Source organism: Brucella sp. NBRC 113783, assembly GCF_040372265.1.
Taxonomy (GTDB): Bacteria; Pseudomonadota; Alphaproteobacteria; order Rhizobiales; family Rhizobiaceae; genus Brucella; species Brucella teleogrylli.
This window is the reverse complement of the sequence record NZ_BAABRX010000006.1, coordinates 223,718-250,350: the sequence shown is the minus strand read 5'-3', so window position 1 is coordinate 250,350 and position 26,633 is coordinate 223,718. Positions and strand designations below refer to the sequence as shown.

The window sequence follows — 26,633 nt, the reverse complement described above, 5'->3', positions numbered from 1 at the left end:
AATCTTGGCCGCCCCACCTACTCGTCAGCCAACAGCCTGTCAACCGCTTTCACCAGAACTCAAGGACGAAGCAACCTGCCGCTAGCAGCGTCGCCGCCCTCGTTGTGGCGCTATATAGGCCCCGCACACCAAAACTGTCAACACAGCTTTCCATAAAAAAGCGATTTTCTTTTCCACAGCCAATATGGTGTCTTTTAACGTAAATTCAACCGATGAAACCTGTCGATTCGAACAGTTGCGACAAACATATGACAATCACGCACATACCGTATCGCATTGCCGTCGATGGCGGCGGAACCGGATGCCGGGCGGTCCTGACGGACGAAGCCGGGACTATTCTCGGCCGCGCCACCGGCGGGCCGGCCAATATCGGCGCCGATACGCCGGGAGCACTTACGCATATAATAGAGGCAGCGGAACAGGCCGCTGTGAATGCGGGACTGGGCGTTGCGATATTAAGTGAGGCGCGCGCGGTGCTTGGGCTGGCCGGGGCCAATTCGCTCGCCAACCGCGAGGCGCATTATAATGCGCTGCCATTCGGGCAGGTCAGGATCGTGTCGGATGCGGTGACCGCGCTGCAAGGCGCGCTCGGCGATGGCGACGGGGCCATGGTCATTGTCGGGACTGGCTCTGCCTTTATCAGGCGAACCGGCGAGACCATTGAGATTGTCGGCGGGCGCGGCTTCATGCTGAGCGATCACGCGGGCGGCGCGCGACTGGGGCGCGAACTGCTGGAAGAAGCACTGCTCGCCGCCGATGGCATGGCTGCGCGCAGCGGATTGATCGATGCCGTATTGGCGCAGTTTAACAATGACGCGCGTACGATAACCGCTTTTTCTCGGAAGGCGACGGCCGCTGACTATGCCACCTTCGCGCCTTTGGTCTTCGAATGGGCCATGGAGGAGGATCCCCTCGGCCTTTCAATCACCAAGCGGGCCTGCGATTTCATCCGTCGTGGACTGGATCGTTTGGACGTAGAGAAGCTTGGCCGCTTCAGCATGACGGGCGGACTGGCGAACGCCTATGCGGCGCTAGCGTTTCTGCCGCACCGCGCACTTTATAAGCAGCCGCTCGGCGACGCCTTACAAGGCGCATTGGCGTTGGCCATGAGAGACGACTAATAAGATGAGCCGCCAGGGGCAAAAAGACTTGTCGCAACGCGGTTTAGTCGCTACGTTTTTTATCTGAAAGTCTCGCAGGGGTGGCATGCTTACCAAGAAAGGCAAATACGGCCTGAAAGCCATGGTTCATCTGGCGGGAATAGCCGATGGACAACTGGCCTCAGCCAGTGAGATCGCCGAAAAGCATCATATTCCGCGGAAGTTCCTCGACAATATCTTTACCGAACTGCGCAATGCCGGTTTCGTCGTCAGCCGTAAGGGCAAGGGCGGCGGATTTTGTCTGGCGCGTCCGGCCAATGAAATCGCCATCGGCAATATCATTCGTGCGCTGGATGGCGCGCTGGCGCCCATCGCCTGCGCAAGCAAGACCGACTATCACCCTTGCGACGATTGCGACGAAGAAGAATGCGAAGTGCGCCTGATGATGCTGGAAGTGCGTGAGGCCATTGCCAATGTGCTGGACCACCGCACGCTTGCCGACAGCAAGACGCTCGCCTCGCTGTCGGTTTAGCATCTCAATCAAGCCGCAACCGACCAGTTCGGAAACGGATCGGCCAGAGCCGACCAGCGTTCCGGCGCAAAGGTTTCGTCTTCCACCAGACATGTATCGAGTTCGGCGGTCAGCGCTTCCTCGCGCATCGGATCAACGCCGATAAAGACGATCTCCTGACGGCGATCCCCCCAGACCTTGTGGAAATACGGCGCCATCGCGCTCGTCCAGCCCGGTTCCGTCGGCCAATAGTTCTTCGGCACCGCCGACCACCAGCGCCCGCGCTTGGCCGTGTGCACCGATGCGCCTGCCTGGCTGATCTCGCCGACGAAATCCGGCTGGGTCGCCAACCAGAAGAAACCCTTGGCGCGAACAACGCCCGGCCAGCTCTTATCTATAAAGGACTGAAACTTTGCCGGATCGAAAGGCCGCCGCGCGCGATAAACGAAGGAACGAACGCCATATTCCTCGGTTTCCGGCACATGATTGTTGAAGCCGTAAAGCTCCTTATACCACAGCGGATGTTCATGCGCCTTATTGAAGTCGAACAGGCGTGTATCCAGAATGGCATCGAGCGGAACCTGCCCGAAATCAACCTCTTCGATACGCGCATCGGGATTAAGCGAGTGAATGACCTTGCGGGCCAGGTCGCGTTCTTCCGGCGAGGCCGTCGAAACCTTGTTCAGCACCACGACATCGGCAAACTCGATCTGCTCGACCAGCAGATCAACGAGAGTGCGTTCGTCCTCATCGCCCAGCGACTCGCCCCGATCGCGCAGAAAATCATTCGACGCATAGTCCTTGAGCAAATTGGCCGCGTCCACCACTGTCACCATCGTATCGAGCCGCGCCACATCGGTGAGGCTCTTGTCGTTCTCGTCGCGAAACTCGAAGGTCGCGGCCACCGGCAGCGGCTCCGCGATACCCGTCGATTCGATCAGGAGATAATCGAAACGCCCCTGCTCGGCCAGTTGCGAGACTTCCTTCAGAAGATCGTCGCGCAACGTGCAGCAGATGCAGCCATTGGTCATTTCCACCAGTTGCTCTTCGGTGCGCGAGAGATTGGCCCCACCTTCGCGCACCAGTGACGCATCGATATTGACCTCGCTCATATCGTTGACGATGACCGCCACGCGACGATTTTCGCGATTGTTGAGCACATGATTGAGAAGTGTCGTCTTTCCGGCACCGAGGAAACCGGAAAGAACCGTAACGGGAAGCCTTTTTCTCATGACACCGTTCCTTGAATTCAGAGGTTGGGTTGGGGTCAGTCGTGCTGATGCTGATCGAGATTGAAGGTCAGCGTGGTGAAATAGCTGAGCTTGTCGGCATCGCTGGAATCCGTCGTCGGGCTGGAGTGAGCGGCCCCGATGACATTGAGACCCGCATTGCGGATTTTGATCGTTGCGATGCCCTCGGCATTGGTTTTCACCGGCGCGGCGTGGCTGTCATTGACATAATCCGCTGTGACGGAAACGCCTTCCACCGGGTTGCCGTCGAAAAGAACCTGCACCGGCAATTCGCTGCCCGCCGTCAGGATTGTCGGGTCCATCAGGGGCACGATTTCGAATGGCAACCCCTGAGCCTGTGGCTTCTTGCGCAAATGATCGAGGATCGCGACTGCAAATTTCTGGCTCTTGCTGGTTTGCTTTGCGCCCGGCACTTCGGCTTTCGACTTGTTGACCCATTTGCCATCCGGACCTTCGGCCCAGAAACCGTTATCAAAGGTTCCGCTGATCACCACCGCATTTTTCGGCACATCGAGAAGGGCATGGTCATCCTGCCGCCTGATCTCGACGGCGACTTTCTTGCCATCGACATCCTTTGCCGACACCGCCTTGAGCTTCTGCGGATCGTAAGCCTCGTCGGTTGCGCCGTGACCGTAGACCACGGCCTGCGTGCCGTGGCGCTCGGCGATCCAGATACCATGAGCGCTGGCGGCAACCGGCGCCACCAAGGCCACCGCCAGGCCGACCGACCACAGTTTTGCGAAGTGACGCATCTCTTTTTCCTATATGTTATATCATTACATTATGGGTTCAAAAAACAGGCGGCAGCGCCGCCTTCGACGGATCATCCTGCGTCGGGCCATTCGAGGGATGGCCCGACGCCGTTACGGTTGCCGGCAGGCTGACGGGCAACCGCAGCTGTCAGGAAGACAGGCAGGCTTTCAGCGAATCCGCCAGATTGCGGATCAGCTGCGGATAAAGATCGGGGCCGTCCTTCAATTCAGCACCAAGCGGGTCCAGAACGCCGGTCTTGGCATCGGTTCCATCGATGACCGTATTGACGAGCTTCGGTTCGAACTGCGGTTCGGAGAACACGCAGGCCACCTTGAGCGATTTGATCTTGTCGTGGATTTGCTGGATGCGGGCCGCACCGGGAGCCTTTTCCGGGCTGACCGTGATGGAACCGGCTGCCTTCACATCGAAGCGATTTTCAAAATATTGATAGGCATCGTGGAACACGACAAACGGCTTGTCCTTCACCGGCTGCAATTCCGTCGCGATATCCTTGGTCAGCGCATCCAGCTTTTCGGCATAGGCCTTGGCGTTCTGCTCATATTGCGCGGCATGGGCCGGATCGCTCTCGCTCAGAACCTTGGCAATATTGGTGACCAGCACCTTGCCATTCTGCGGATCGAGCCAGAAATGCAGATCATATTCGCCGTGGCCATGATGATGCTCGTGCGCGCCTTCGCCCGCTTCAGCAGCGTGATCGTGACCGGCTTCCGCTTCCTTCTTGTCGCCGTCATCGTGGTCATGCCCATGCGCATGGTCGTGACCCTCATGACCTTCGCCTTCATGGCCATGGTCATGCGCCTCGAACGGCCCGCCTTCGCGGAATTTCAGCCGGGTCAACCCTTCCGATTCCCCGAGCGCCACAACCTTGGCACCCTCGCCCAGCGTATCAATCGGCTTATCCAGAAAGGTTTCCATCGACGGGCCTGCCCAGAAGATGACCTTGGCATGTTCGATAGCCTCGGCATCCGAGGGCTTGAGGCTATAGACATGCTCCGAGCCTGCGCCCTGCACGATCAGTTTCGGCTCGCCGACGCCCTGCATGACTGCGGAAACAAGCGAGTGGAGCGGCTTGATCGAAACGACGACACCGTCTCGGTCTGCGGCAAAAGCAGTGCTGCCGAGACCGGCTAGAAATGCGGAAGCGAGCAGCAGGGAACGCAAATGTTTCATATTATCTCTCTTGAATGAGCGGGGTGAGCGGCATATCTGGTGATATGTTATTTTATTACATCAGTTGCGTTATGCTATAACGTCTGCCATAAGGTCTAGCAACCCCTTTTTGGAGAAATTCACCCGGCATCTTTTTGGCGATATCGCATTCATCCTGAAATTGCTGTCCTGTGTGACAGCTTGGGCAGGTGGATTTCACAAACGGGATATGGCGTTGCGCACCGCCCGAAAAAGACACTGGGAAAAACTCCGAATCGGCAGATGATCCGTTGGAATGCGCACTAAGCGAAATGAAGATGCAGGCAGCGAAAGCCCCGATTGCAATGGCCAGAAAGAATAGAATCCCCGCCGACAGGGCGCGGGAAACGCTGATTGAACTGAAAAACGCCGGTGTTTATCGCGACGGGCGCTGGCTTGTGCGCAATGTCGATCTGAAAGTCGAGCGCGGCGAGATCGTCACGCTGATCGGGCCGAATGGCGCTGGCAAAAGCACCGCGGCCAAGATGGCGCTGCGTATCCTCAAGCCCGACGAAGGCCAGGTGATCCATAAGCCCGGCCTGCGCATCGGCTATGTCCCGCAGAAGATCAACATCGACCGCACCCTGCCGCTTTCGGTGGAGCGTCTGCTGACGCTGACCGGCCCCTTGAGCAAGCAGGACATCATGGCGGCCCTTGAAGCAGTCGGCATCCCGCATCTTTTGAAAGCGGAGACAGCCCATCTTTCCGGCGGCGAATTCCAGCGCGCCTTGATGGCGCGGGCGCTGGCGCGAAAACCGGATATCATGGTGCTGGACGAACCCGTGCAGGGCGTGGATTTTTCCGGCGAGGCCGCTCTTTATGAACTGATTGCGCGGCTGCGCGACGAAACCGGCTGCGGTGTGCTGCTGATCTCGCACGATCTGCATCTCGTCATGGCGGCAACCGACCGGGTCATCTGTCTCAACGGTCATGTCTGTTGCAGCGGAACCCCGCGCGACGTGACGGCAAGCCCGGAATATATGCGCCTGTTCGGCAGTCGCGCTGTCGGGCCGCTCGCGGTCTATGAGCATCATCATGATCACACGCATCTGCCTGACGGGCGCGTGCTACACAGCGATGGTTCGGTGACGGATCATTGCCATGCCGATGACGGCCATCATCATGAGCATGAACATGCGCACGAACAGGGGCACGAGCATCACCACCATCATCACGGGAAAGGCGAACACCGTGCTTGACGATTTCTTCACCCGCGCCTTGATTGCCGGCATCGGGCTGGCGCTGACGACCGGCCCTCTCGGCTGCTTCATCGTCTGGCGGCGCATGGCCTATTTCGGCGACACCATGGCCCATTCCGCCTTGCTCGGCGTGGCGCTGGCGCTCATCTTCGACATTAATCTGATGATTGGCGTCTTCGCTGTGTCGGTCGCGATTTCCGCGATCCTGCTGCTCTTGCAGCGCCGCCACACATTGTCGGCGGATTCGCTGCTCGGCATCCTGTCCCATGCCACATTATCGCTCGGTCTCGTGATCGTCGCTTTCATGACGTGGGTGCGTGTCGATCTGCTTTCCTTCCTGTTTGGCGATCTTCTGGCCGTTTCACGGCTGGATATCGTCTATATCTATGCGGGCGGGGCATTCGTGCTTGCCGTGCTGGCCTGGTTGTGGCGACCCATGCTGGCCGCGACCGTCAGCGAGGACATTGCGCGCGCCGAAGGCATGAACCCCGCCGTCTCGCGCGTCATCTTCATGCTGCTTCTGGCCATCGTCATCGCCATTGCGATGAAGATCGTCGGCATTTTGCTGATCACATCGCTGCTGATCATTCCGGCTGCAACCTCCCGCCGTTTCGCTTCAACGCCCGAGCAAATGGCGGTGCTTTCATCACTGATCGGCGCGGCTGGCGTGGTCGGCGGGCTCTACGGCTCCATTCATTTCGACACGCCGTCAGGCCCTTCCATCGTTGTCGCTGCGCTTGCTATTTTCATTTTCAGTCTTCTGCCCTTACATAAGAGAGCAGAGGCCCCATCGAAACGGACTGCTGAACAATGAGCACGCATAACCACCATCACCACCCGCAACAGGATCTGACCCGCAACCAGACCCTCGTTTTCGATGCTCTGTCCAAGGCGGAAGGGCCGCTCAGCGCCTATACAATTCTCGACCAGTTGCGGGATGACGGCTTTCGCGCGCCGCTTCAGGTCTATCGTGCGCTGGAAAAGCTGCTCGATTATGGGCTCATCCATCGCCTCGAAAGCCTCAACGCTTTCGTTGCCTGCGCGCACCCGCAATGCCACCAGCAGGGCCTCGTCGCTTTTGCGATCTGCGAGAAATGCGGTCAGGTGACGGAATTTTCCGACGCGGCGATCGAAAATCTCGTCAGCGCCTGGAGCCTGCAAAGCGGCTTCAAGTCGCGCAAGACGACGCTTGAACTGCGTGGTCTGTGCCAGTCCTGCGGCGATCACTAACCCTTTGGAAGTAAGGTTTTCTGGCGGTCAGACTTTAAAAGTAACGCTTCGGAAATCGAAATCTGCTAAAAATACCTATTCAGGGGATTAGTGGGTAAGATTTTCATATGGCGCGCATGAAGTCGCCGCAGGAGCGGCGCAAGGAAGAAAGACAAAGGACAAGGTTACGTTCGGGAAAACTTATAGACCTGGACGGGCAGTTTATCGTTGAGTGCCAGTTCAGCGACTTGTCTCCCCATGGCGCCAAGCTTAGAACCATCGAAACACCTGCCCTGCCCGACCGGTTCTGGCTGTTCGACGATTATTACAAGCGCGCGCTGCTGGCCCGCATCGCCTGGCGCAATGGTCGCGAAATGGGCGTCGAACTGATCACCGATCCAACGGTCACGCCGCTGGATGCCGAACGTCTCGCCCAGCTTGGCGGAAAATATTATTCGCTGTGAGCCGCCTGCCCATCATTGATATTGGCATTGGCTTGCTTTCCGGGCGTCTGGTGGGCTGGTGCTGTCGATGTCGGCTCACCGCGCATGTTCATGGCGCGGATTTCTTCAGCCGAAATATAGTTGAACTGCTCGACCAGCAGGTCCTTGATCACCGGCTCGGGGAACCGCCCGTTCAGGTCTGAGATGATCGAGGCGCGCACGTCCTCGAACTGCACTTTCTCCACCTCTTTCGTATCCGAATAGCTGCCATAGAACTTGCGGAAAATCTCGTCGCTGATGAAAAGCTCCAGCGGCACGCTGAGCTTCTTGCGGATATTCGAATCGACCGTATAGACGAGCTGCGTCACGACATAGCCAGCAACCGCGCCATTCGAAATGATCGGCACACTCATCACGTCCGTCTTAACGTAATCCACGCCGCCGAAGCCGCCGACAGCGGCCCGCGCCTCACCGGACGATGACGCGTTCTGACGGGTCGCCAGGAACAACGACCCGAAGGCGACAGCGCAAATCCACAGGCCAATGACGAAAATGCGGATCATCGCGCGTGACCGAGCCTCGCGCTCTGCATGGAATAGGTGCCATCGGCTTCTTGCGTTTCCAATGCGCTGCGGATCACATCGGCGAGTTCGCCGACCGCGCGCAGATGCAGCTGCAACGCTTCGCAGTTCTTCTCAAGCTTCTGCTTCAGGCTGTCGAGCAGCGGCTGCAAGCCTTTCAGCGTCGCAGGTTCTGCCAGAGCGGCAGCCTTCTTGATCGCCTTGTTGAAATCATAGAGACCGCGGCTTTTGCGTGAATTGATTTCTGCGAGATCGGGATTGCCGCCTTCCATCAGAAGGCGCGTTTCAGTCTCGATGACATCCTCAAGACGCTGGATGGCGCGAACCACCGGCTTCAAAGTCGGGTTTTCTACCGGTTCCATTGCCAGTTCCGGCTTCGCCAGATCATGCACCTGTTCGCTCGCCTTCGCGAGAACCAGCGATTCTTGCGGGGGCAGGCTGGTTTCAGAGCTTGTCTCGGTCATTTCAAGGGTTCCTCAATTTCGGTGGACGTCACGTCGCGCGCTGCGGTTTATCGTTCAGCCGCGCGCGCTATCCGCGTCGTCGTTTTTCTCAAGCTGCTTTTGGATGAGCGTGCGTTCGAACCCGTGTATCAGATCGTTCGAAACCGCATCGTTGCTCATAGTCTCTCCCAGATTGTTGATCACATCTCCTAGTGCTGCAGTGGTCGGCGCATCTGCCCGCCCTTTGCGCGCCGCCTGCTCCTCAAGCAGTCTAGCAATGCCGACACCGCCGCCATCCGCCATCTTGTTCGCCATGGCTTCCGCCATCATCGACTTCCAGTAGTCACCCGCGATGCCCTTGCCGAAAGTCGCTGTCGTGTCACTGGTGAACATCGACTGGACAAAGGATTGCAGCATGAAGGCCTCGAATTTCCGATAGGCCGGATTGATCGTATTCTGCGCGTCGGGCCGCATAGTCACGCCCGCCGAAAAACTATCGGAAAAGCTTGCGAAATTATCCCGCGTCAGTCCCGTACCGGACGACGCCATCGCCGTTTGCATGGTGCCGGAGACCGACTTCAATCGCTCCGCCGCCATGCGATAGGCCTGCGGATCGGCCGCGCGGGCCACATCCATCACCAGATCCGACGGCGGGTTGATCGCCATGCAAGGTTTCCTTCTTCATCCTATGAGTGCACCATAATGGGTCAAACTTGACTGAAACTTGTGGACGAGTTCAGCGTGGCCCAGAAGGCGCTTTCGTGGTTTTCCGGCTAACGAATTCCTCGATCAGACTGGCCAGTTCGTGCCGGTCCAACTCGCTTCTGGCTTCTTCCAGCCGATCTTCCAGCAGTTCAACCCGCCGTTGTTCCTTCAAAAGCGCGCCGCGCTCTGATTCGAGCCGTGATTCGAGCGCCGCCGATTCGACTGCATTCGCACCAAGACGCTTGATGAGCAGCGACGGATCGATATCGAAGACAGCGCCGTCATATCGACGGTCCTGCATGGCGATGAGGGCCAGACGCTCCTCCTCCAGCGCAAGCTTGCGCGCATTGGAAACGGCCAATGCTGATTCGAGCCGGGCGCTGCCCAGTTTCTGCAAATCGATCAGCTTCTTGAGATTGCGTGTGTTGGTCTGGGCCATGGCCACCTCAAAACAAAGCGCGCATTTGCGTGGCGGTTTCGTTGGTGAAAAAGCGCAGCAGTTCCGGCAGGATGAAATAGACCACCAGCAGCCCGCCCCCCAGCACGAAGGGCATCGACACGAAATAGATCGGGATCGACGGCGTCAGCTTGTTAACAAGACCGATCGCGAAATTGACCAGAATCGCAAAGACGATGAATGGTGCTGCTACGCGCAGTGTCGCCATGAAGGCCGACGACAGCGCATCGGTAAAATCGATCATCGCCGCGTCCGGGCGGAATCGCCCGTCCACCGGAATGGCGGTATAGGAATTGAGCAGCGCGCGCAGAATTTCCAGATGCATGTCGGTGACGAAAAACAGCAACAGCGCGCTGAAGGTCACGATGGTGGCAAGCGTTGCCTGCGGCTCTGATTCGGTGATCGCATCGGCGGGCGAGCCACTAAAGCCAATGGCCATCGCCATGGTGTTGGCCATGAATTGCAGCGCCCAGAAATAGATATGCGCCAGAATGCCAATCACCGCGCCGATGAACATCTCGCTCGCTATCAGGCGAAACAGGGTCCACGGCGCGCCGCTGTCGACAGCCGTGACAATGCGCGGTAAAACCAGCGGCAGCACCGCGAAGGAGCACGCCAGCGCGATGAAGAGCCGGACCTGCAACGGAATACGCGCGCTCGAAAGCCCCGGCATCAGCATCAGGCATGCGCCGACCCGGCAAAAAGCCAGAACGGCTGCCAGAATGATGTCGTTGAGCGGCAGTTGCGCGATCGGCACTCAGGCCCCTTTCCGCGTTTCAATCATATAACCGTCCTCCTGATCCCTCGTCCTTCGATCCTTCGAGACGGTTCCCTTCGCTGCGCTCAGGGCACCTCCTCAGGATGAGGGGAAGTCTGGCGCCCCCGCCCCTCATCCTGAGGAGACCCTCCGAGCATAGCGAAGGAGGGGCGTCTCGAAGGACGAAGGATCGAGAGGGCGAGGGGGCGAGGAAATCAAAGAACCGAACCTACGAAACCGCGCCGAGCGACTTCACCTCGACGCCGCGCGCGATTTCGACATGCGACAGCACCGGCAGGGTTGCGAACAGGCGTTCGATGATCATCCGGATATAGGGCCGCGCTTCCGGCGACGATACGAGAACGAATCGCTCGCCATTGTCGAAATGCTTGCGAATGACGGTCGATGCTTCCGTACCGAACTGTTCCAGCAGGCGCGGGTCGATATCGAACTCGACGATTTCGCCCTTAGCGTCTCGCTTGAGGCTCTGGTGGAACACCAGATCCCAGCGATTGCCGAGACGCAGCACATTCAGCACGCCATTGTCGGAAAGGTCGCCGCAGATTTGCTGCGCCATGCGCATGCGCACATGTTCGACAATCATTTCCGGGCGGCGCACCATCGGCGCAATTTCCGCGATGGCTTCGAGAATGAGGTGCAGGTTGCGGATAGAAACCCGCTCGGCCAGCAGAAGCTTCAACACCGCCTGCAAACCGGAATAGGAAATATGCGCCGGGCTGATATCTTCCACCAGCTTGCGATATTCCGGCCCCAGACGATCCAGCAGAATGCGCATATCCTTGTAGGACAGGAGCTGCGCCAGATTGTTGCGCACGATTTCGCTGAGATGAGTGAGCAGGACGGAGAGATTATCAACCGTCATATAGCCATCACGGCGCAAATCGGAAGCGAAGGTTTCCGGCACCGAATAAGCGCGCATGCCGAAGGCGGGCTCGCGCATTTCCTCGCCGGGGATAGACGGGATCGGACGCTCGCCCAGCACCACCAGAATTTCACCGACGCGCAATTCATGGCTGGCCACCGCCGTGCCGTGTATCTTTATGCGATAGCTTTTCGGCGGCAGGGCAAGGTCGTCCGTCACCTTGATTTCAGGAATCACGAAGCCGTATTCCTGCGCGAATTTACGGCGCATCTTGTTGACGCGATGCGCCAGCTCCTGCTGCGACGCCATCAGGCGCGCGGAAAGCTGCTTGCCGAGGCACAGTTCAATCTGGTTGGTTTCGAGCGATGCCTTGACGGAATTGCGCTCCTGATCCGCGGCCTCGCGCTGCTTCTTGTCCGCCTCAGTGGCTTCCGCCTCGCGCTGGCGCGCCTGGCGGCGGGGCACAGCGATACCGATGAAGGCCATTGCGCCGCCCAGCATGAAGAACGGAAATGCCGGAAGACCCGGCATGATGCCAAGCACGAACAGCAGCATCGACGCGACCAGAAGCGCCTTTGGATAAGCGCCAAGCTGGCCGAAAATCGCCTGATCGGCTGAGCCCCGGGTTCCGCCCTTCGACACCAGAAGACCGGCGGCGAGCGAAACAATGAGGGCTGGAATCTGCGTGACGAGACCGTCACCAACTGACAGCTTGGTGAAGACGTCAGCGGCGTGGGAAATGTTCATGTCATGGCGGGTGACGCCGATGATGATACCGCCGAAAATATTGACGGCAGTGATGATCAGACCGGCAATGGCATCGCCGCGCACGAATTTCGAAGCACCGTCCATGGAACCGAAGAAGGAGCTTTCTTCTTCCAGTTCGCGGCGGCGGCGCTGCGCTTCCTTTTCATCGATCAGGCCCGACGAAAGGTCGGCATCAATGGCCATCTGCTTGCCGGGAATGGCGTCGAGCGTGAAGCGCGCGCCCACTTCCGCGATACGCGTCGCACCCTTGGTGATGACGAGGAAGTTGACGATGATCAGGATGCAGAAAACGACCAGACCGATGACGAAATCGCCGCCCATCACGAATTGCGAGAAACCGTGGATCACATGACCGGCGGCCAGATAGCCTTCATTGCCGTGGGTGAGAATCACGCGCGTCGTCGCAATATTGAGCGAGAGGCGCATCATGGTCGCAATCAGGAGGACGGTCGGAAAGGCCGAGAAATCAAGCGGCCGCTGAATCCATAGCGCCACCATAAGGATAAGCACCGAAAAGGCGATGGAAAAGGCAAGACCGATATCCAGCACCACAGCTGGCACGGGCAGGAACAGCACCGTCAGGATGATGATCATGCCTGCCGCCAGCCCCATATCGCTGCCGGTCAGAAATCCGCTTTTTATGAAGGGTTTAGCCGTTGCCTGCTGCACGTCCGTCTCCTGTTACGAAGCGGATCTTAGCTTGCGAAGCTTGCGCGAAACCTGAAAGGAGGAGAGGTAGAGCATTTCCAGCAAAAGTGCGCAGCGGTTTTGCGTAGGATAATGCGTAAAAACAAATAGATAGAGCGGTTCCCCGATTCCGTTTTAACCGGAACCGCTCTAGAATCCCTTTTCGATGCGCGAATAGACGAGCAGCGTAAAGGAATTGATCTGCGCGCCGACGAAAGGCGCGGTGACAGCCAGCACGACGAAAATCACGACGATCTTCGGAACGAAGGTCAGGGTCATTTCCTGCACCTGCGTCAGCGCCTGAAACAGCGCGATGCCGATACCGATCAGCATCGCGGCCAGAACCGCCGGGCCGCTGGCCATCAGCACGGTCCAGACTGCGGAATTGACGATATCCAGCGCATCGGCTTCGTTCACCGGGATCGTCCTTAGCTGACCTTGACGCCCTGACCGATGGTGACGGTCTTCCCGTCTTCCAGCTCGGCGAGCATGCCAGACTGCTGGATCGTGACCGATTTCACCACGCCGGAAATCGTGCCGTCGGCACTGGTCACCGTGCGGCCAATCCAGCCCTCGGCCTGCGACAGCGACGAGTTGGCGATCAGCGTTTCCAGCTTGGAATTCATCTGCACGGACTGCTCGACACCCGAAAAGGTCGCAAGCTGCGAGACATATTGTGTCGCGTCCATCGGTTGCGTCGGGTCCTGATTCTTCATCTGGGCGACCAGCAGTTTCAAAAACGAGTTGTAATCGACATCCGCCTTCGCCGCCGAGCTGGCGCTCGACGAATTGTTGGTATTGGTCGTGGTGTTGCCGACCGGTGGTGTCGTAGTCATAGGCTTGTCTCCCTGGCCTCAGCGGCATTCCTGACCGGCGGCACGGCGCTTTGTTCCGGCATCAATTCCGCCTCGCGCGGATATTGCGCGCGGATGGTTTTCAGCGCTTCGAAAATGCGCCCGTTATGCACCAGCTCGTCAACGATCTTCAGCGCGTTCAGGATTGCCGGATCGGAAAACGCCTTGAACATGCCTTTCAGCATTTGCGCAAAGGTTTGGCGCGCCTGATCGCGCAAGGAAGGCTCGATGAGCATCATCTGCGCGGCAAAATAAAGCTGGCGCAGCGGGGTCGTCGTCTGGTCCGGCTGGAGCACATGGTTTTCCAGAAGGAACGTCGCATCGTTGAGCAGTTCCAGCGATACCTTGCGGTCGGCTTTCAGCACGGCGCCGTTGATATAGATCTTCTCGCCAGCCCGAAGCGACAGGCGGATTGCCGATTTACCGTTGGCCGCCATCTTAAAGACCGTCCCGGATCGACCGCGTGATCTCGATCAGCGTATCGTAATCATTGCTCTCGCCCTGGCGAATGCGCTCGATTTCCTTGAGCACGAAAATGCCCACGGAAATGATGGCGGCCTTCAGCTCTTTCGGCAGTGCGTTTTCTTCCGATCCCAGATCGTCGATGATCGTGGTCCAGAGCCGCATTGTGAAATAACCGGCATCAATGGCTTCGCGCGAACCGGCGCCATTGGCCTTGGCTGCTGCGAGCATGTCAATCGAACGGTCGAAAAGCATCCGTTCGCGGTCCTTGGCGCTCGCCATATCGTCATTCATGACATCTTCGTAGCGCAACTGATACATGTCGTCTCCGCTAGAGCGCCTTTGAACTGACCAAATCAGATCGGCGCTCTAAATGGTTGGTCTTACGCACATCTTATCCGAAAACCGTTTCACACTTTTCGGGATGTGCTCTTATGGGCATCATCTGCGCGGATCGCCTCATGCCACCGCCGTTATGATGCCGCCCGCTTTATTTTAAATAGTTAAGCAGGCTCATGCTCTGAAGCTGAACCGTCAGCTGATACGAGGTCTCGATCTGCGTCTTCAGATTGTTGACGCGGGTCGCCGCCTCGTAAGGATCGACTTCTTCAAGATTGAGAACCGACTGGTTCAGGATCTTCTGCTGTGCGTTGATGCGCGTGACGGCCTGCGAGGTGCGCGACTGGGCGAGACCAAGCGCGGTCTGTTCGGACGTGGTCTCGGCGATGGCCTGCGTCGTCGTCTGCATCGCATGGGTGGTCAGCGCCTGAAAGGCCGAATTGTTGAGACCAATAGTAGAAAACTCGGCCATCATCGCAAGCGACATCACCGTCTTGCGAAAACCGTCGGCATTGGCGCTGATCGATGTATCGGCTGTTTCAGTCGGCGAAATACGGCTCTTGATGACAGTATCCGATGCATCCGACCAGTTGGCGTCCCAATTGGCATCGTTGAACTGGTCAGCATAATCGCCTTCCAGAAACGCCGTCATCTGGTCGGCGGTAATATTGGCGACCTGCGGATCATCCACGCCAAAGCCGAAATGCGCCGTGAAAGCGTCGCGGATAGCCGTCTGCGCCGCGCCGCCCTCGGTATAGTCTGCGAAGGGCTTCACATCGGTATTGACGCCGGAGAAGATATATTCGCCGTTATAGCTCGTATTGAGCAGACCTGTGACGCTGTTCAGGATCGACCGCGCCGAGGCGGCAATGGTCGAGCCGCTCTCGCTGGTGCTGGTGGCGCCGGTGAGATTGGCCAGAAAATCCTGCGTATTGTCGATGATCGCGCTCGTCGCCGTCTGCGTCGTGGTCATGCGCTGCTGCACGAGATTGTTCATGTCCAGCAGCACGGTCAGGCGGTCATATTCCTTGCGCAGGGAAACGCTCTGCCCCGATTTGGTGCCAAGCGCCAGCCCCACGTCGAAGACGGTTCCCGTCGTTGCTTCCTGCTGGGCCTTGACCAGATCGGCCTTGCTCTTGCTGACAAGCGCCCGAAGGGCGGCAGCTGCACCATAGTTGGAAACTGATTGCGCTTTCATGAGCCTCACACCGCCGCGAGCAAATCGTCGAGCATCGCGCTGACCGTCGTCAATACGCGGCTCGATGCCTGATAGGAATGTTCCAGATCGAGAAGCAGCGCCATTTCGGTATCGATATTGACACCGTTGGCGTTGGACATGGCCTGATCGGCCTGGGTCGCTACCGTCTGGTTGTAGTTATATTCGTTGTTGGCCGTCTGACGCTTGCCTTCAAGCCAGCTGACCGAGGACGAACCATAATCCGTCAGGCTCGCATTGGCCTTGAGCCCGGCTGCGGCGTCGAAGGAAAATGGCGTCGAAAATGCTTCGTTCAGCGCCAGCAGACGGTCGGTGAAACCGGCGGCGTTTTCCGCATTATAAACATAGTCGGCGCCATTGGCGCCACCGTCACGCAGGTAGGTCGGGCTGCCGCCCTGCGCGGTGACGAATGCGGAGGAAACCTTGATCGAGCCTGCAATGCCAGAGGTCAGGCCAGCGCCCGGCACTGCTGGCGAACCAGACCAGCCGAACAGGCCGGTTTGATCCGCGCCGCCACTGCCGGACTGGTCCGATTCGGAAAACATGGTGACAAGGCCGCGTGCGATCTCGTCAAGCTGCATCTGGTATTGCGGCGCAATCTGATCGCGCAATTGGAGAAGCCCGCTGAGACGACCCGTGCCATAAGGCTGGTCGAAAGTATCGTGGCTGAGCGGCACGCCATCCACCAGCACGGCATTACCGGCTGTGCCAGCCGTCAGGCTGCCCGATGGCGCAAAGGTCACCGTGCGTGCCGTGGTCTCAAACAGCGTCACGCCATTATCGGCGAAAATGACCATGTCATTGTCGCCGCGCGTCATGGTGGTGATGCCGAGTTCGCCGGAAATCTGCTTGAGGAGCGAATCGCGCTGATCCAGCGCATCGGACACGTCACGCCCGGCGCGCGTGCCGCTGACCACATCCTTATTGACCTGTTCGAACTTCGACAGAAGATCGTTGATACTGGCAACCGACAGCGCGATTTCGCTATCGGCATCCTCGCGCAGCGTCTGCACCTGCTTGGTGCCGTCATTCAGCGCATTGGCAAGCGCCTGCGCCGTCGACACGACGCTATCGCCGAGCGACGAATTGGACGGCGATGCCGCATAGGTCTGGAGCGCATCGCGCAAATCGCCCATCAGCGCCGATGGCGAACCGGAATAATTGTCGGCGGAATAAATCGACGAAAGGCGGTCAAGACCGCTTGCGAGAGCCGACGAAGAGGCCGCCGTGCTGTTGGACTGGATGTAGCGATTGAACAGCGCTTCATCCGCCGAACGGGTGACATTCACATAAAGCGAGCCATAAGGCCCGGAAACGAGGGAAGCAGTGCGGCGCGAATAGTCGGGATCGTTCACGCCAGCAATATTGCGCGAAACAACCGATGTCTGCTTGGACGTGGCCGCAAGCGAACTCTTGGCCGTCGATAGAGCAGAACTAAGTGACATCCTTTTCCCCTCATCCAAATCGCAAACCGCGACCCGTAATGTAAAACACGGCGTTTGCGGGAAAGTCGCCCTTCCCGCAAACGCTCAAACTATCTCTTCAGATTGACCAGAACGTCCATGAGTTCGGAGCCGGTCTGGAAGACTTTCGAATTGGCCGTATAGCTGCGCTGGGCTTCGATCATGTCGGTCAGCTCCTGCGCGATATCGGCGTTTGATTCCTCAAGCGAGCCCGACATGATCTTGCCCATGCCATCGCCCTGCGGATAGCCGACCCTCACCCCGCCTGATGCGGCGCTTGGCGAAAACACGTTGCCGCTCACCACCGTCATGCGGTCGGGGCTGGCCACGGTTGCCAGCGGCAGACGATAGAGCACCTGCTGCGAGCCGTTTTCATAAATCGCAACGACCGAACCGTCCGCGCCCACATCGACGCTTTGCAGCGACGATGGCGCCTGACCGTTGATGGTGGCCTGCGAGATCGTGTAGTTGCCTGTACGCGCCGTCGACGCGCCGAGATTGAGATCGAGCGTACCGCCATTATAGCCGGTCAGATCGACAGAAATATTGCCGCCGGAAACCACCGCGCCCGTCGCGGGATCGAAGGTCAGCGTTCCCGTGCCGATTTCAACATTATCGGCAGCGTTCTTGACCGAGACCGACCAGGTATCATCCGCGTTCTTGGTGAAATAGACGTCCAGCTTCACCGCCTCACCGGCATTGTTGTAGGAGATGAGCGACGTCTTGTGGTTATAATCGCCTGCCGTCGCAGGGGGCGTGTCGGTCGTCGGCAGGTTGACCGTGAAGGTGCCGTTCGTGCTGCCGATTGCCGTAAGGTCCGGCGCATTGACATTGACGATCGAGAGGCCGTTCAGGTCTGGCGCGACATTGCCGTCAGCCGATCCGAGCAGGTAATAGCCCGCCGTATTGACCAGATTGCCATCCTTGTCCGGCACGAACGAACCCGCGCGCGTCAGATAGGTTGCGCCATCCGCGCCCTGCACGAGAAAATAGCCGTTGCCGTCAATGGCAAGGTCGGTCGTGGACGACGTGGAGCGGATGCCGCCCTGATCCGAAATACCGTAACGGACCGAAGTCAGCACGCTACCGGAATTGTACTGGCCGCCACTGCTCGGCAGAACAAGCGAGGAAAACTGCGTTTCGGCGCGCTTGTAGCCGATCGTGCTCGCATTCGCGATATTGTCCGCGACAGCCGAGAGACGGTTGGCCTGGGCATTCATGCCCGAAACACCCGTCCGCATCATACCGTAGAGACTCATTGCCAGCTCCTGAGAATTTTAGCCGAGAATTTTAGAACTTGTTACGATTCTAACGTGCCATGCTTGCGTGAAGCTGTAGCTTCGCGAGTTTTTTGATTTTTTACCGGGCATGCAGCGCAGCTTTTGAGAGACGGAAACCCGTTTTAAAACTGCCCGAAGCCTTGAACGCGGAACACAAGCAAACCATTCACACAATGAACGGGGCACTACTCGATGCTGATGCAGTAGCCGAGGAAGCGCTTGGAATCGATGGGATCGAAACCAAGCTGCTCGCGCAACTTCTTGCGCAGCTTGCTGATGTGGCTTTCCACGACGTTTTCTTCGACTTCACTGTCGAAGATGCCGTAGATCGCACCGAAAATCTGCGCCTTGTTGATGCGGCGACCGCGATTGGCGATCAGATATTCCAGTATGCGGCGCTCGCGGCGCGGCAGCGGAAAATCGACGCCATTGATCTGCGGATCGCGTCCATCGGAGAAAACGCGGATCGGGCCAAGCTCAGTGCCGGTTTCCGCAACGCTCTGCGCGCCTGCGGCGCGGCGGCGGATCGCGTTGATGCGGGCGAGGATTTCGCGCACGTGGATCGGCTTGCGAACGACATCGTCAACCCCGGATTGAAAAAGCTCCAGCGTATGCTCCAGCGAGGGACGGTCGTTAAGGGCGATGACGGGGGCCTTGCAGCGTTCACGAATTCGGGCAGGAAGACGATGCTGGGTTGCGCATTCGCCAATGAGGAACGCTTCGACGGCCATAATATCCTGCCGCGGAACGGTCTCTACCCATTCATCGAAATCTGCCGGTGTGAAGCCCGTCGTCGTGATGCCTTCACGGCCAAACCAAGAGGCATAGCCTTCAGTGACAATATCTCTGTCATCCACGACGACAATCATCGGCCCGCCTTCCGAATCAATATGTTAGCCCAAGCAAGACAGAGGTAACTGGCGGAGTGACTCGGCGACAATGGCAAGAAATTGCCCGCAATAAATTGGGAGGAATTTTAGCATTAACTAATTTTATGGGAATCGTGCAGATTGCATTGCACCCGACAATGATAGTGAGCCGAACCTTAACGATAGATTAACGGCTCACGATGTTTTACGATTCATTACAAGGGGTTAATTATCGCTAACCTAAATTAGTCCCCAATCCTTATGACAATCACTGATTGCAGGGTTGCAAATGGCGTGTATGCGACGCCGCTTTACAACCATTAAAAATTTAATGAATCGCTGATGGTCCAGGGAGGCCGCCCGTTACGCTCCGCAAAATATTTTTGCGTCTGGCGTCCAGTTTCCGAACCCCGTCGCGACCATATTTGCCATCACCCGGCAGACATATCGCTTCTGTGCGGGATTGTTGTTCGGGCCTGCATGATAGCGCGCGACAGCCATCGTCCAGTTGCCTTCACGAGTGTGAAGCTGCTTGAGAAAGCGCGCCGCGTAATCGACATTGAGGCTCGGCATCAGCATGGCTGCGACCGATGGAAATTCCTGCCCGTGATAGTAGTAGTTGATCTGCATGCAACCGAGATCGATGAGCTTGGCTCCCCCGGCGCGCACCTCGGTAAAACGCTTGAGGGCGGCCCCTTGCGACGGCAGAAATTCCGCCCGGCCCTCAATATTCATCGCATAGGGTTGCAGTGAATTCTTGCGCCCGGTTTCCGTCAGGCCGACAGCGTAGAGGATGCCGAGCGGCACGTCATAGCGCGCCGAAGCGCGATGCATTTCGCGCTCGCAGACATTCTCCGCCAGAGCGGCACTGGCGTTACACAACCAGACCGCGACTGCGGCCAGCAGTGCCTGCAACAGTGTCGCGCGCCGCAGTTTCGGAACCTGTCTGCTTGCCGGACCGGTCTTGTCCCGTTTGGCTGGAATCACCATTCTGCCTGCCCTCGCCGCTTGCAAACTGAGCCTGTGCCTGAGATTGCGCGCCATTGCGGCCATCGAAGCCGCCTTGCATATTGAAGGCCTGTTGCTGGCCGGATGATTGCTGTTGCGCGCCGGCCTGCTGCTGGCCAGCGCCTTGCCCCGCCGCCGTGTGCTGCACCGCGCTTGCCGCAGTGCGGTCTGTAACCGTTACGGAGATGCGGGCATCGTCCGCGATACCGGCACTTTTCAGCGCCTTCTCGATGATCGAGCGGTCAGCGGAAAGCGCTTCAGCGGCCTGCGCCTTATCCGCGACCAGATGCACTTCTACACCGTCCGGCACAACGCGGATGCGCGCCGTCACCTGCCCCAGATCGACGGGATCAAGCCGTATTTGAAGCGTCTTCACCGAACCAAAGCTGCGCTCGGAAACCACCTGCACATCCGCCACGCGAACCGCCTGCGGCGTGGCAGTCGCCACCTTGCCATCCACCGGAGCAGCGGACTTGCCAGCGGCTTGCAGCGGCTGGAAGACACCGCGATCAGCATTGCTGGAATTAGCCGGCTGATTACCCGCTGGCTTTTCGGCTTTCAGCAGATCGGTAAGGTTTGCATCGGCATTTTCAGTGGGCTTATCCGACTGCGCGCCATTCGTGTCGCCCGACACCGCCTCGCCGGATTTGGAAGACGGCTTTCCACTGACACCAGGCTGGAGATTCTGAGCTGCCTCGGCCTTCCGCCTCATGTCGCTGACGGTATCCGCTCCGACCTCAGCACCCTCGCCTTCAACAGCGTTCGGATTCATGTCATCTGATTGCGCCAAAGCAGCTATTCCAGCCTTTTTCGCGAGATTTTCTGTGGCGGAATTGTGGCTTTCGCCGTTCAAATTGGGCATGTTGGCGGCCAAAGAAAGGACATTCTGTGTCACGGCCCAGTTTGTCCCTTGCGTGGACGCATCCGCTTTCTGCTCATCCTGCTCATCGCTGAGCGCAGTATCGGCGTCATCGCCCTTCGCGACCGGTTTGCCATGCGGCTTTTCCAGAAGCGCGCCAAACAGCTGCGACGGCTCGGAATTTTCCTGCCCATCCACATTTGCCTTGCCTTGCCCATTGCTTTGCTGGGGCGCCAGACTGCGGGTCGGCGACGCCATCCGTCCGGCCTGACCGAGCAAAATATCCACGCTCATTGAATGGTCTCCCCTAGCAAGGCGTCGATCTCGGCAAGCTTGCGCCGGGCATCGTCCATGGTCTTCTGCAAATCGTCTGTTGGCTGCGCCGGTGTCGGGTTCCAGCCCGCAACCGGCGACGAAGCCGGTATTGCGGCGGGCGCGGTAACGGGTGCGTCCGCCACTGCCATAGCAGGCACCTTGCGGTCCTCCACAGCGGGTTCAGGCGCTGCTTTTGCTGGCGGCAGTGCGCTCGGCGCGCGGGTCACGACCGAGCCCACCGTCTCGGCTGCCTTCAACAGTTTGCGGTCAGGTTCCTGCAGGCGATCAGGCGAAATCTGCGACAGTTCACGCAAGGCGCTGCCCGCCGAATCGGAGGCGACATCGCTTGCCGCCGCATAGAGATTGGCGCGGGTCGGATCGGCTTTGAGTCGGTCGGCGAGCTTGCGCGCCTCCGCAGACATGAAACGCGCCCGCTCCGTCTGGCCGTCCACCAGAGCGCCGCGCGCAATCTGGAGATAGAGCGAATATTGCATCACCGGATCGGCGGCTGCGATCAGCTTTACCAGTTCGGCATTGCCGATGCGGTCATTGAGCTTGAGCGCCGCGCTGACGAATTGTCCCATGAAATCACGCATATAGGGCGAGCGGGGAAAGCGCTGCAGATAGTTGCGCGCCAGCATCCGGATCTTTTCCGCATCGCCAAGCTTGGCTGCAATCGGCATCGAACGGCGGATCGCCGCTTCCTCGAACAGCGTGCCCGGCGCTTCGAGCCGCACCTGATCAAGCCGCAGCAGCGCGGTCGCCGGATCGAAGGCTGTCATCTGGCTTGCGGTCACGAGCACGATGGAGGCTTTCAGCTCCGAAGGCACATCCGGCGACAGCGGAACGGAGAACAGCTTGACCACTTCGATCATCTGCCCGGAGGCATAGGCCAAAGCACCCTTGACCAGTTCCTGCGGCACGACATCCGACTTGAAATCGGCCAGAACCTTGCGCACCGCGTCGGGATTACCGCCATTAAAAAGATAGATGATCGCCGCATAAATGTTTTCGGGATTATCCCATGCTTCCTTCGGCGCGCGCGCCATGTCGGCGCTGATGAAAGCCAGAAGCTTGTTCAGCATGACCACGGCTTCCGGCTTTCCCGCCACCACCTGATCCTGCAACATGCGCAGCGAACGCACGAGCTTGTAAGGCTCAAGCACCGGCAAGGCTGCGCCCGCGCTGCCGCCCTGTTGCGCCTGTGCAAAGACATGCACCGGCGCTCCGGCCAGCGGCAGGCTCATGGTCAAGGCAATCATCAGGGAGCGCTGAACAAGCCGCTTCATGGGGCAGACTTGAGGAAAATATCGATGCGGCGGTTTTCAGCCGCATTCGGGTCATTGGCGATTTTCGGCTGGCGGTCGGCATAGCCTTCAACGCGCAACACGCGCTTTTCATCCAGCCCGCCGCGCACCAGCATGTAATAGGCCATCTGCGCACGCGCCGACGACAGACGCCAGTTGTCATAGCTTGCGCTTTTGAACGGGCGCGAATCGGTGTGACCGCTGATGATGACTTCGCCGGGCTGGCGGGAAATCACCTGCGCTATGCGTTCCAGCATCTGCACCACGCGCGCATCAGGCTTGGCGGAGCCGATTGTGAACATGCCGTAGTCGATCTTGTCGGTCAGCTGGATCATCACCCCGCCATCCACCGGAACCACCGTTACATCCGGCATCGGCTCAGCCTTGCTGCCCGGCCTGGCCGCAGTGGACTTTTCGCCTTCCGCAGCCTTTTTCAGTTCCGCAATGAGCTGTTCCTGATCTTTTGCAGGCGCTTCAGCGGGTTTTGCTTCCGGCGTTTCCGGCTTGGGCGGCGTGGAGGGCGCGGCATTCGGCGGCGTCAGCTCGTCCACGGCCTTGCTCGACCAGTAATCCGGGCTGAAAGGATCACGATAGGCATCGCCGCCATCGGCACCTGTGGCAGGGCCGGATTGCGACGTGCCGCCGTCACCCTTGGCAGACTGATTCTGCAACACACCGGTTTCATGCGCCAGTTCCGACAAAACCGCATAGGGCTCACGGAAAAGCTGGCGCTCCTCCTGCTCGCTCGGCGGCACGGTCGTGGCGTCGTTGATGACCTTGGTGCTGTTTTCGACCTGCTGGTCGCTTTCATAGCGAACCTTGCCATCCTTCTCATCGACATCCTGCACGCCCTTGGGGCTGGAATGCCGGTCCATCAGCTTGACGGGATTAAAATAGCTGGCGACAGCCGCCTTGGTTTCCTCATTGGCGGCATTGATCAGCCACATGACGAGGAAGAACGCCATCATGGCGGTCATAAAGTCGGCATAGGCAATCTTCCACACGCCGCCATGGTGGCCGTCATGGTCGTCATGCCCGCCACGGCGAACAATGATGATTTCGCGCTTGGTTTCGGGATCGATGCTCATTGGACCGCAGCCTTCAATTCATCAAGAAGCGGCGCGATGCGCGTTTCTAGCACCCGTTCGCCAAAGGAAAAGGACAATTCGTCCGACGCATTTTCGACAAACCGGCAGCCGGAGGGCAGCAGCGCTGCATGGTCGCGTATCGGGGCCAGCAGTCCTGCCGGACCGGAGATTTCCGGCGCTTCGCCTTCCAGCGCCAGCGCCGCAATGCGGTGGGCAAATTCTGCAACCGCGTCCTGTTCAAGCTTTCCGACGAGAAGCGGCGCTAGAATCTCGGCAATCTGGCCGGAGAAGCTCTGTTCCAGCGCGGTCAGCGCTTCGGTCAGGCTGCGCGCCAGCAACAGCGCCTGCTCCCGCGAAAACGCGGCGCGAAGATTTTCGATTTCCGTCTCATGCTCGCGCAAAAGCCGGGCTTTCTCAGCTTCGTAAAGCGCCTCGGCTTCTTTATGGCCTTCCTCGCGGCCAAGCGTATGGCCTTCGGCATGACCGTTTTCAAAGGCGGAGCGCTTTTCTTCCTCGGCTGCGATGAGGGCCGCCATTTCCGCCTTTTCGGCAGCGGCAAGCTTATCCGCAAGGGCCGCCGCTTTCGGGTCAATCGCTTGGGTGCGACGAACCGGCTCCGGCTTCAACGGTTGCGACGGCGCAGGGGCGGCGATGATCTCCACAGCCTCATCCGCCACGCGATGGGTCGAAAAATCAGGAAGGTAACGGCTGAGGGAGAGCGCGCTCATTATCAGGCAGCCTCAAGCTCCGGTGCATCGGCCCGTTCGGCATGGACAGGCTGCTTCACGGCGTTTCCGTTGATCCATTGCTTGAGAACGGCGGCAACGCGCTCCTCATCCATCTCGATCATCTGTTCCAGACGAAGCTTGGCGGGCATGCGCATGCGCTGGCGTAAATCACTGAGGCTGGTCTTCATCTGGTCGGCATAGGCTTCCGGCCCGCCGATCACAGCCTGCTGGCCCTCGCTGCCTGCTTGTGTACCGACGAAATTCGGCGTGGCAACCTCACCCGCTTCGCGGATGGCGACTTCCGTGCCTGCCGGTTTCGCGGTCTGGTCACGCAGCAGCGGACGCAGGCCAAACCAGATCAGAAGACCAACCGCGGCGAGGATGGCCAGCGCGTTGACATAGCTTCCGCTCTGGCGCAGCAGCGTATCGGTCCATGGCGCCGAAACCGGCTCCATATCCGCACCAGCCGGATCAAGGAAATTGACGGCGGTTACATTGATGACATCGCCGCGATCCGCATTGAGACCGGCAGCCGTGGCGACGAGATCGCGGATTTTGGTGATCTGCTGATCGACGAAATTGGCAGGCGGCGGCGTGGTTCCGGCCGTTTGCAGCAGACGCGCCTGATCGATGACGACGGCAATCGACAGACGCTTGACGGAATAACCGTCGCTCACCGTCGCAATCGTCTTGCTGTTCATTTCGTAATTGGTCAGTTCCTCGCGGCGGTCGGTCTTTTCCGACGAGGTTTCGCCATTGCGGTTCTGGATTTCTTCCTGCGGGATGTTCTGTTCCACACCCGTCGCGTTGTTATCGCGGTTGTTGCGGGAATCGCCGCTTTCGCGCACCACGCGGACCGAACGTTCGACACGCGATTCGGGATCGAAGGTCGTCTCATTGATCTGGCGGCGGTCGGTGTCGAGCGTCGCCTGCACGCTGGTCTGGAAATGGCCAAGACCAAGATAGGGTGCCAGCGCCTTGCGGATGCTGTCGTCCACATTACCAGCAACCTGCTGTTCCAGCGAGGCGGTCATGAGAGCCGCGCCATTGGCGGCCTCGCCAGCGGAGGCGAGAAGCCGGCCATTGGTGTCGAGGACGGTGACCGACGATGCATCGAGCGACGGCACGGCGGCGGCAACGAGCTGGCGAATCGACTGCGCCGATTCGGCGGCAAAGCCGCCTTCCGCGCGGATGACCACCGAAGCGGACGGCTTCTGGTCGCCACGGCGGAACGAGCCTTTTTCAGCCAGAACGATGTGCACGCGGGCGGCCTTCACGCCGCGAATCGCCTGAATGGTGCGGGCGATTTCGCCTTCAAGCGCGCGAACGCGGGTGATTTCCTGCATGAAGGAGGTGAGGCCGAGTGAGCCCATATTGTCGAACAGCTCGTAACCGGCATTATTGGAGGTGGGCAGGCCCTTTTCGGCGAGATACATGCGGGCGGTTTCCGCCTTGCCGATCGGCACCAGAATGGACGAACCATCCGACTTCACATCGAAGGGAATGCCTGCTTCACCGAGCGCAAGGCCCATGCGGTTCACGTCATCACGCGACAGGCCGACATAAAGCGTCTCATAGGAGGGGCGGCTCAGATAGAAACTCGTGTAGAGGATCGCCCCCATCAGGGCGGCCCCCACAAGCCCGAGCGCAACAAGCTTGCGCACGCCAAGCTTGCCAAGCGTTCCCCTGAGCTGTTCGATCAATTGCTGGATATTCTGCTGCATCGACACCACCGCCATCATGATGGATGCAAACTAGACCGCGAAGCTTGCGCGAAAGTGGCGGCTGATAAAGCACGTGCTTTCTGAACGCCGAAACGAAGCGGGGCGCGGAATTGATCCCGCGCCCCTTTTCCGCCCAAAGGCATCCGGTCCGATCAGGTCGGTCCGG

General features: G+C 58.8%; 29 protein-coding genes. 6 read left to right on the top strand and 23 right to left on the bottom strand.

Annotated elements, in window-relative coordinates:
- Positions 1-248 precede the first annotated feature (248 nt).
- Positions 249-1,121, top strand: coding sequence for a glucosamine kinase nucleotide-binding domain-containing protein (locus tag ABWW11_RS18930; protein ID WP_109367861.1), 873 nt, complete (start codon positions 249-251; stop codon positions 1,119-1,121).
- Positions 1,122-1,206: 85 nt separating this feature from the next.
- Entirely contained in the window at positions 1,207-1,632 is a 426-nt protein-coding gene (locus ABWW11_RS18925; RefSeq protein ID WP_109367862.1) for an RrF2 family transcriptional regulator, read from the top strand.
- An 8-nt stretch (positions 1,633-1,640) separates the two neighbouring features.
- On the opposite strand, the gene zigA is transcribed toward ABWW11_RS18925, so the two are convergent.
- The 3 genes from zigA to znuA all read right to left on the bottom strand — a co-directional run bounded on the left by zigA (position 1,641) and on the right by znuA (position 4,805).
- A complete protein-coding gene (gene zigA / locus ABWW11_RS18920; protein ID WP_109367863.1) occupies positions 1,641-2,843 on the bottom strand; it encodes a zinc metallochaperone GTPase ZigA in 1,203 nt (400 codons plus the stop codon).
- A 35-nt stretch (positions 2,844-2,878) separates the two neighbouring features.
- Complete coding sequence (locus ABWW11_RS18915) at positions 2,879-3,613, bottom strand: DUF4198 domain-containing protein (RefSeq protein WP_109367864.1); 735 nt, start codon at positions 3,611-3,613, stop codon at positions 2,879-2,881.
- Positions 3,614-3,761: 148 nt separating this feature from the next.
- Positions 3,762-4,805, bottom strand: coding sequence for a zinc ABC transporter substrate-binding protein ZnuA (znuA, locus tag ABWW11_RS18910; protein ID WP_109367865.1), 1,044 nt, complete (start codon positions 4,803-4,805; stop codon positions 3,762-3,764).
- A gap of 323 nt (positions 4,806-5,128) precedes the next feature.
- Here znuA and ABWW11_RS18905 point away from each other — a divergent pair, with 323 nt between their 5' ends.
- The 4 genes from ABWW11_RS18905 to ABWW11_RS18890 all read left to right on the top strand — a co-directional run bounded on the left by ABWW11_RS18905 (position 5,129) and on the right by ABWW11_RS18890 (position 7,695).
- Complete coding sequence (locus ABWW11_RS18905) at positions 5,129-6,022, top strand: ATP-binding cassette domain-containing protein (RefSeq protein ID WP_109368044.1); 894 nt, start codon at positions 5,129-5,131, stop codon at positions 6,020-6,022.
- On the top strand, positions 5,958-6,836 hold the full coding sequence (znuB, locus tag ABWW11_RS18900) for a zinc ABC transporter permease subunit ZnuB (RefSeq protein ID WP_109367866.1): 879 nt from the start codon (positions 5,958-5,960) through the stop codon (positions 6,834-6,836). Before ABWW11_RS18905 ends, znuB begins: the two co-directional genes overlap by 65 nt.
- Complete coding sequence (locus tag ABWW11_RS18895; RefSeq protein WP_109367867.1) at positions 6,833-7,252, top strand: Fur family transcriptional regulator; 420 nt, start codon at positions 6,833-6,835, stop codon at positions 7,250-7,252. Before znuB ends, ABWW11_RS18895 begins: the two co-directional genes overlap by 4 nt.
- 107 nt (positions 7,253-7,359) lie before the next feature.
- The gene (locus ABWW11_RS18890; RefSeq protein ID WP_109367868.1) at positions 7,360-7,695 is read left to right on the top strand and encodes a PilZ domain-containing protein; all 336 of its coding nucleotides are present in this window, start codon (positions 7,360-7,362) and stop codon (positions 7,693-7,695) included.
- Here the strand turns inward: ABWW11_RS18890 and ABWW11_RS18885 are convergent.
- The 20 genes from ABWW11_RS18885 to fliF form a co-directional block, all read right to left on the bottom strand.
- Positions 7,683-8,237, bottom strand: a complete 555-nt coding sequence (locus tag ABWW11_RS18885) for a hypothetical protein (RefSeq protein ID WP_319081206.1) — start codon at positions 8,235-8,237, stop codon at positions 7,683-7,685. The genes ABWW11_RS18890 and ABWW11_RS18885 overlap by 13 nt on opposite strands.
- Positions 8,234-8,617 carry a flagellar protein FlgN gene (locus ABWW11_RS18880; protein WP_371830822.1) on the bottom strand — a complete coding sequence of 128 codons (384 nt, stop codon included), beginning with the start codon at positions 8,615-8,617 and terminating at the stop codon, positions 8,234-8,236. Before ABWW11_RS18880 ends, ABWW11_RS18885 begins: the two co-directional genes overlap by 4 nt.
- A 156-nt stretch (positions 8,618-8,773) precedes the next feature.
- Entirely contained in the window at positions 8,774-9,364 is a 591-nt protein-coding gene (locus ABWW11_RS18875; RefSeq protein ID WP_109367871.1) for a rod-binding protein, read from the bottom strand.
- 70 nt (positions 9,365-9,434) lie between these two features.
- The gene (locus ABWW11_RS18870) at positions 9,435-9,842 is read right to left on the bottom strand and encodes a hypothetical protein (protein WP_109367872.1); all 408 of its coding nucleotides are present in this window, start codon (positions 9,840-9,842) and stop codon (positions 9,435-9,437) included.
- Positions 9,843-9,849: 7 nt separating this feature from the next.
- Positions 9,850-10,617: a flagellar biosynthetic protein FliR gene (gene fliR / locus ABWW11_RS18865; RefSeq protein ID WP_109367873.1), complete on the bottom strand. Its 768-nt coding sequence runs from the start codon at positions 10,615-10,617 to the stop codon at positions 9,850-9,852.
- 229 nt (positions 10,618-10,846) lie between these two features.
- Entirely contained in the window at positions 10,847-12,937 is a 2,091-nt protein-coding gene (gene flhA / locus ABWW11_RS18860; protein WP_109367874.1) for a flagellar biosynthesis protein FlhA, read from the bottom strand.
- A gap of 168 nt (positions 12,938-13,105) precedes the next feature.
- Entirely contained in the window at positions 13,106-13,372 is a 267-nt protein-coding gene (gene fliQ, locus ABWW11_RS18855; protein WP_109367875.1) for a flagellar biosynthesis protein FliQ, read from the bottom strand.
- A gap of 11 nt (positions 13,373-13,383) precedes the next feature.
- On the bottom strand, positions 13,384-13,791 hold the full coding sequence (gene flgD, locus ABWW11_RS18850) for a flagellar hook assembly protein FlgD (protein WP_109367876.1): 408 nt from the start codon (positions 13,789-13,791) through the stop codon (positions 13,384-13,386).
- Positions 13,788-14,246, bottom strand: a complete 459-nt coding sequence (gene flbT / locus ABWW11_RS18845) for a flagellar biosynthesis repressor FlbT (RefSeq protein ID WP_109367877.1) — start codon at positions 14,244-14,246, stop codon at positions 13,788-13,790. The genes flgD and flbT overlap by 4 nt, the downstream gene beginning before the upstream one ends.
- 1 nt (position 14,247) lies before the next feature.
- Positions 14,248-14,592 (bottom strand): flagellar biosynthesis regulator FlaF, encoded by a 345-nt coding sequence (flaF, locus tag ABWW11_RS18840; protein ID WP_109367878.1) that lies wholly within the window; start codon positions 14,590-14,592, stop codon positions 14,248-14,250.
- 169 nt (positions 14,593-14,761) lie between these two features.
- Positions 14,762-15,808, bottom strand: a complete 1,047-nt coding sequence (locus ABWW11_RS18835) for a flagellar hook-associated family protein (protein WP_109367879.1) — start codon at positions 15,806-15,808, stop codon at positions 14,762-14,764.
- A gap of 5 nt (positions 15,809-15,813) precedes the next feature.
- Positions 15,814-17,271, bottom strand: a complete 1,458-nt coding sequence (gene flgK, locus ABWW11_RS18830; protein ID WP_109367880.1) for a flagellar hook-associated protein FlgK — start codon at positions 17,269-17,271, stop codon at positions 15,814-15,816.
- A gap of 89 nt (positions 17,272-17,360) precedes the next feature.
- The gene (locus tag ABWW11_RS18825; protein WP_109367881.1) at positions 17,361-18,548 is read right to left on the bottom strand and encodes a flagellar hook protein FlgE; all 1,188 of its coding nucleotides are present in this window, start codon (positions 18,546-18,548) and stop codon (positions 17,361-17,363) included.
- 206 nt (positions 18,549-18,754) lie between these two features.
- On the bottom strand, positions 18,755-19,438 hold the full coding sequence (ftcR, locus tag ABWW11_RS18820) for a flagellar transcriptional regulator FtcR (RefSeq protein ID WP_109367882.1): 684 nt from the start codon (positions 19,436-19,438) through the stop codon (positions 18,755-18,757).
- A 363-nt stretch (positions 19,439-19,801) separates the two neighbouring features.
- Positions 19,802-20,272 (bottom strand): transglycosylase SLT domain-containing protein, encoded by a 471-nt coding sequence (locus tag ABWW11_RS18815; RefSeq protein WP_319080433.1) that lies wholly within the window; start codon positions 20,270-20,272, stop codon positions 19,802-19,804.
- Positions 20,273-20,312: 40 nt separating this feature from the next.
- On the bottom strand, positions 20,313-21,599 hold the full coding sequence (fliK, locus tag ABWW11_RS18810; RefSeq protein WP_124915238.1) for a flagellar hook-length control protein FliK: 1,287 nt from the start codon (positions 21,597-21,599) through the stop codon (positions 20,313-20,315).
- Positions 21,596-22,909 carry a chemotaxis protein gene (locus ABWW11_RS18805; protein ID WP_121538376.1) on the bottom strand — a complete coding sequence of 438 codons (1,314 nt, stop codon included), beginning with the start codon at positions 22,907-22,909 and terminating at the stop codon, positions 21,596-21,598. The genes fliK and ABWW11_RS18805 overlap by 4 nt, the downstream gene beginning before the upstream one ends.
- A complete protein-coding gene (locus tag ABWW11_RS18800; RefSeq protein WP_109367885.1) occupies positions 22,906-24,015 on the bottom strand; it encodes a flagellar motor protein MotB in 1,110 nt (369 codons plus the stop codon). The genes ABWW11_RS18805 and ABWW11_RS18800 overlap by 4 nt, the downstream gene beginning before the upstream one ends.
- Positions 24,012-24,743, bottom strand: a complete 732-nt coding sequence (locus ABWW11_RS18795) for a hypothetical protein (RefSeq protein WP_109367886.1) — start codon at positions 24,741-24,743, stop codon at positions 24,012-24,014. Before ABWW11_RS18795 ends, ABWW11_RS18800 begins: the two co-directional genes overlap by 4 nt.
- A gap of 2 nt (positions 24,744-24,745) precedes the next feature.
- Positions 24,746-26,482 carry a flagellar basal-body MS-ring/collar protein FliF gene (fliF, locus tag ABWW11_RS18790; RefSeq protein WP_109368045.1) on the bottom strand — a complete coding sequence of 579 codons (1,737 nt, stop codon included), beginning with the start codon at positions 26,480-26,482 and terminating at the stop codon, positions 24,746-24,748.
- Between the last annotated feature and the right edge of the window lie 151 nt (positions 26,483-26,633).

Bases quoted from the DNA above. Each gene is read 5' to 3' on its own strand.
- ABWW11_RS18795 (WP_109367886.1), bottom strand. From the start codon at position 24,743: ATGAGCGCGCTCTCCCTCAGCCGTTACCTTCCTGATTTTTCGACCCAT.
- ABWW11_RS18805 (WP_121538376.1), bottom strand. From the start codon at position 22,909: ATGAAGCGGCTTGTTCAGCGCTCCCTGATGATTGCCTTGACCATGAGC.
- znuA (WP_109367865.1), bottom strand. From the start codon at position 4,805: ATGAAACATTTGCGTTCCCTGCTGCTCGCTTCCGCATTTCTAGCCGGT.
- ABWW11_RS18800 (WP_109367885.1), bottom strand. From the start codon at position 24,015: ATGAGCATCGATCCCGAAACCAAGCGCGAAATCATCATTGTTCGCCGT.
- ABWW11_RS18885 (WP_319081206.1), bottom strand. From the start codon at position 8,237: ATGATCCGCATTTTCGTCATTGGCCTGTGGATTTGCGCTGTCGCCTTC.
- fliF (WP_109368045.1), bottom strand. From the start codon at position 26,482: ATGGCGGTGGTGTCGATGCAGCAGAATATCCAGCAATTGATCGAACAG.
- ABWW11_RS18875 (WP_109367871.1), bottom strand. From the start codon at position 9,364: ATGGCGATCAACCCGCCGTCGGATCTGGTGATGGATGTGGCCCGCGCG.
- flgD (WP_109367876.1), bottom strand. From the start codon at position 13,791: ATGACTACGACACCACCGGTCGGCAACACCACGACCAATACCAACAAT.
- ABWW11_RS18880 (WP_371830822.1), bottom strand. From the start codon at position 8,617: ATGGAACCGGTAGAAAACCCGACTTTGAAGCCGGTGGTTCGCGCCATC.
- ABWW11_RS18925 (WP_109367862.1), top strand. From the start codon at position 1,207: ATGCTTACCAAGAAAGGCAAATACGGCCTGAAAGCCATGGTTCATCTG.
- ABWW11_RS18930 (WP_109367861.1), top strand. From the start codon at position 249: ATGACAATCACGCACATACCGTATCGCATTGCCGTCGATGGCGGCGGA.
- flaF (WP_109367878.1), bottom strand. From the start codon at position 14,592: ATGTATCAGTTGCGCTACGAAGATGTCATGAATGACGATATGGCGAGC.
- ABWW11_RS18825 (WP_109367881.1), bottom strand. From the start codon at position 18,548: ATGAGTCTCTACGGTATGATGCGGACGGGTGTTTCGGGCATGAATGCC.
- ABWW11_RS18915 (WP_109367864.1), bottom strand. From the start codon at position 3,613: ATGCGTCACTTCGCAAAACTGTGGTCGGTCGGCCTGGCGGTGGCCTTG.
- ABWW11_RS18890 (WP_109367868.1), top strand. From the start codon at position 7,360: ATGGCGCGCATGAAGTCGCCGCAGGAGCGGCGCAAGGAAGAAAGACAA.
- fliK (WP_124915238.1), bottom strand. From the start codon at position 21,599: ATGAGCGTGGATATTTTGCTCGGTCAGGCCGGACGGATGGCGTCGCCG.
- flbT (WP_109367877.1), bottom strand. From the start codon at position 14,246: ATGGCGGCCAACGGTAAATCGGCAATCCGCCTGTCGCTTCGGGCTGGC.
- zigA (WP_109367863.1), bottom strand. From the start codon at position 2,843: ATGAGAAAAAGGCTTCCCGTTACGGTTCTTTCCGGTTTCCTCGGTGCC.
- ABWW11_RS18905 (WP_109368044.1), top strand. From the start codon at position 5,129: ATGGCCAGAAAGAATAGAATCCCCGCCGACAGGGCGCGGGAAACGCTG.
- ABWW11_RS18815 (WP_319080433.1), bottom strand. From the start codon at position 20,272: ATGCATCGCGCTTCGGCGCGCTATGACGTGCCGCTCGGCATCCTCTAC.
- flgK (WP_109367880.1), bottom strand. From the start codon at position 17,271: ATGTCACTTAGTTCTGCTCTATCGACGGCCAAGAGTTCGCTTGCGGCC.
- znuB (WP_109367866.1), top strand. From the start codon at position 5,958: ATGCGCACGAACAGGGGCACGAGCATCACCACCATCATCACGGGAAAG.
- ABWW11_RS18870 (WP_109367872.1), bottom strand. From the start codon at position 9,842: ATGGCCCAGACCAACACACGCAATCTCAAGAAGCTGATCGATTTGCAG.
- ABWW11_RS18835 (WP_109367879.1), bottom strand. From the start codon at position 15,808: ATGAAAGCGCAATCAGTTTCCAACTATGGTGCAGCTGCCGCCCTTCGG.
- ABWW11_RS18895 (WP_109367867.1), top strand. From the start codon at position 6,833: ATGAGCACGCATAACCACCATCACCACCCGCAACAGGATCTGACCCGC.
- ftcR (WP_109367882.1), bottom strand. From the start codon at position 19,438: ATGATTGTCGTCGTGGATGACAGAGATATTGTCACTGAAGGCTATGCC.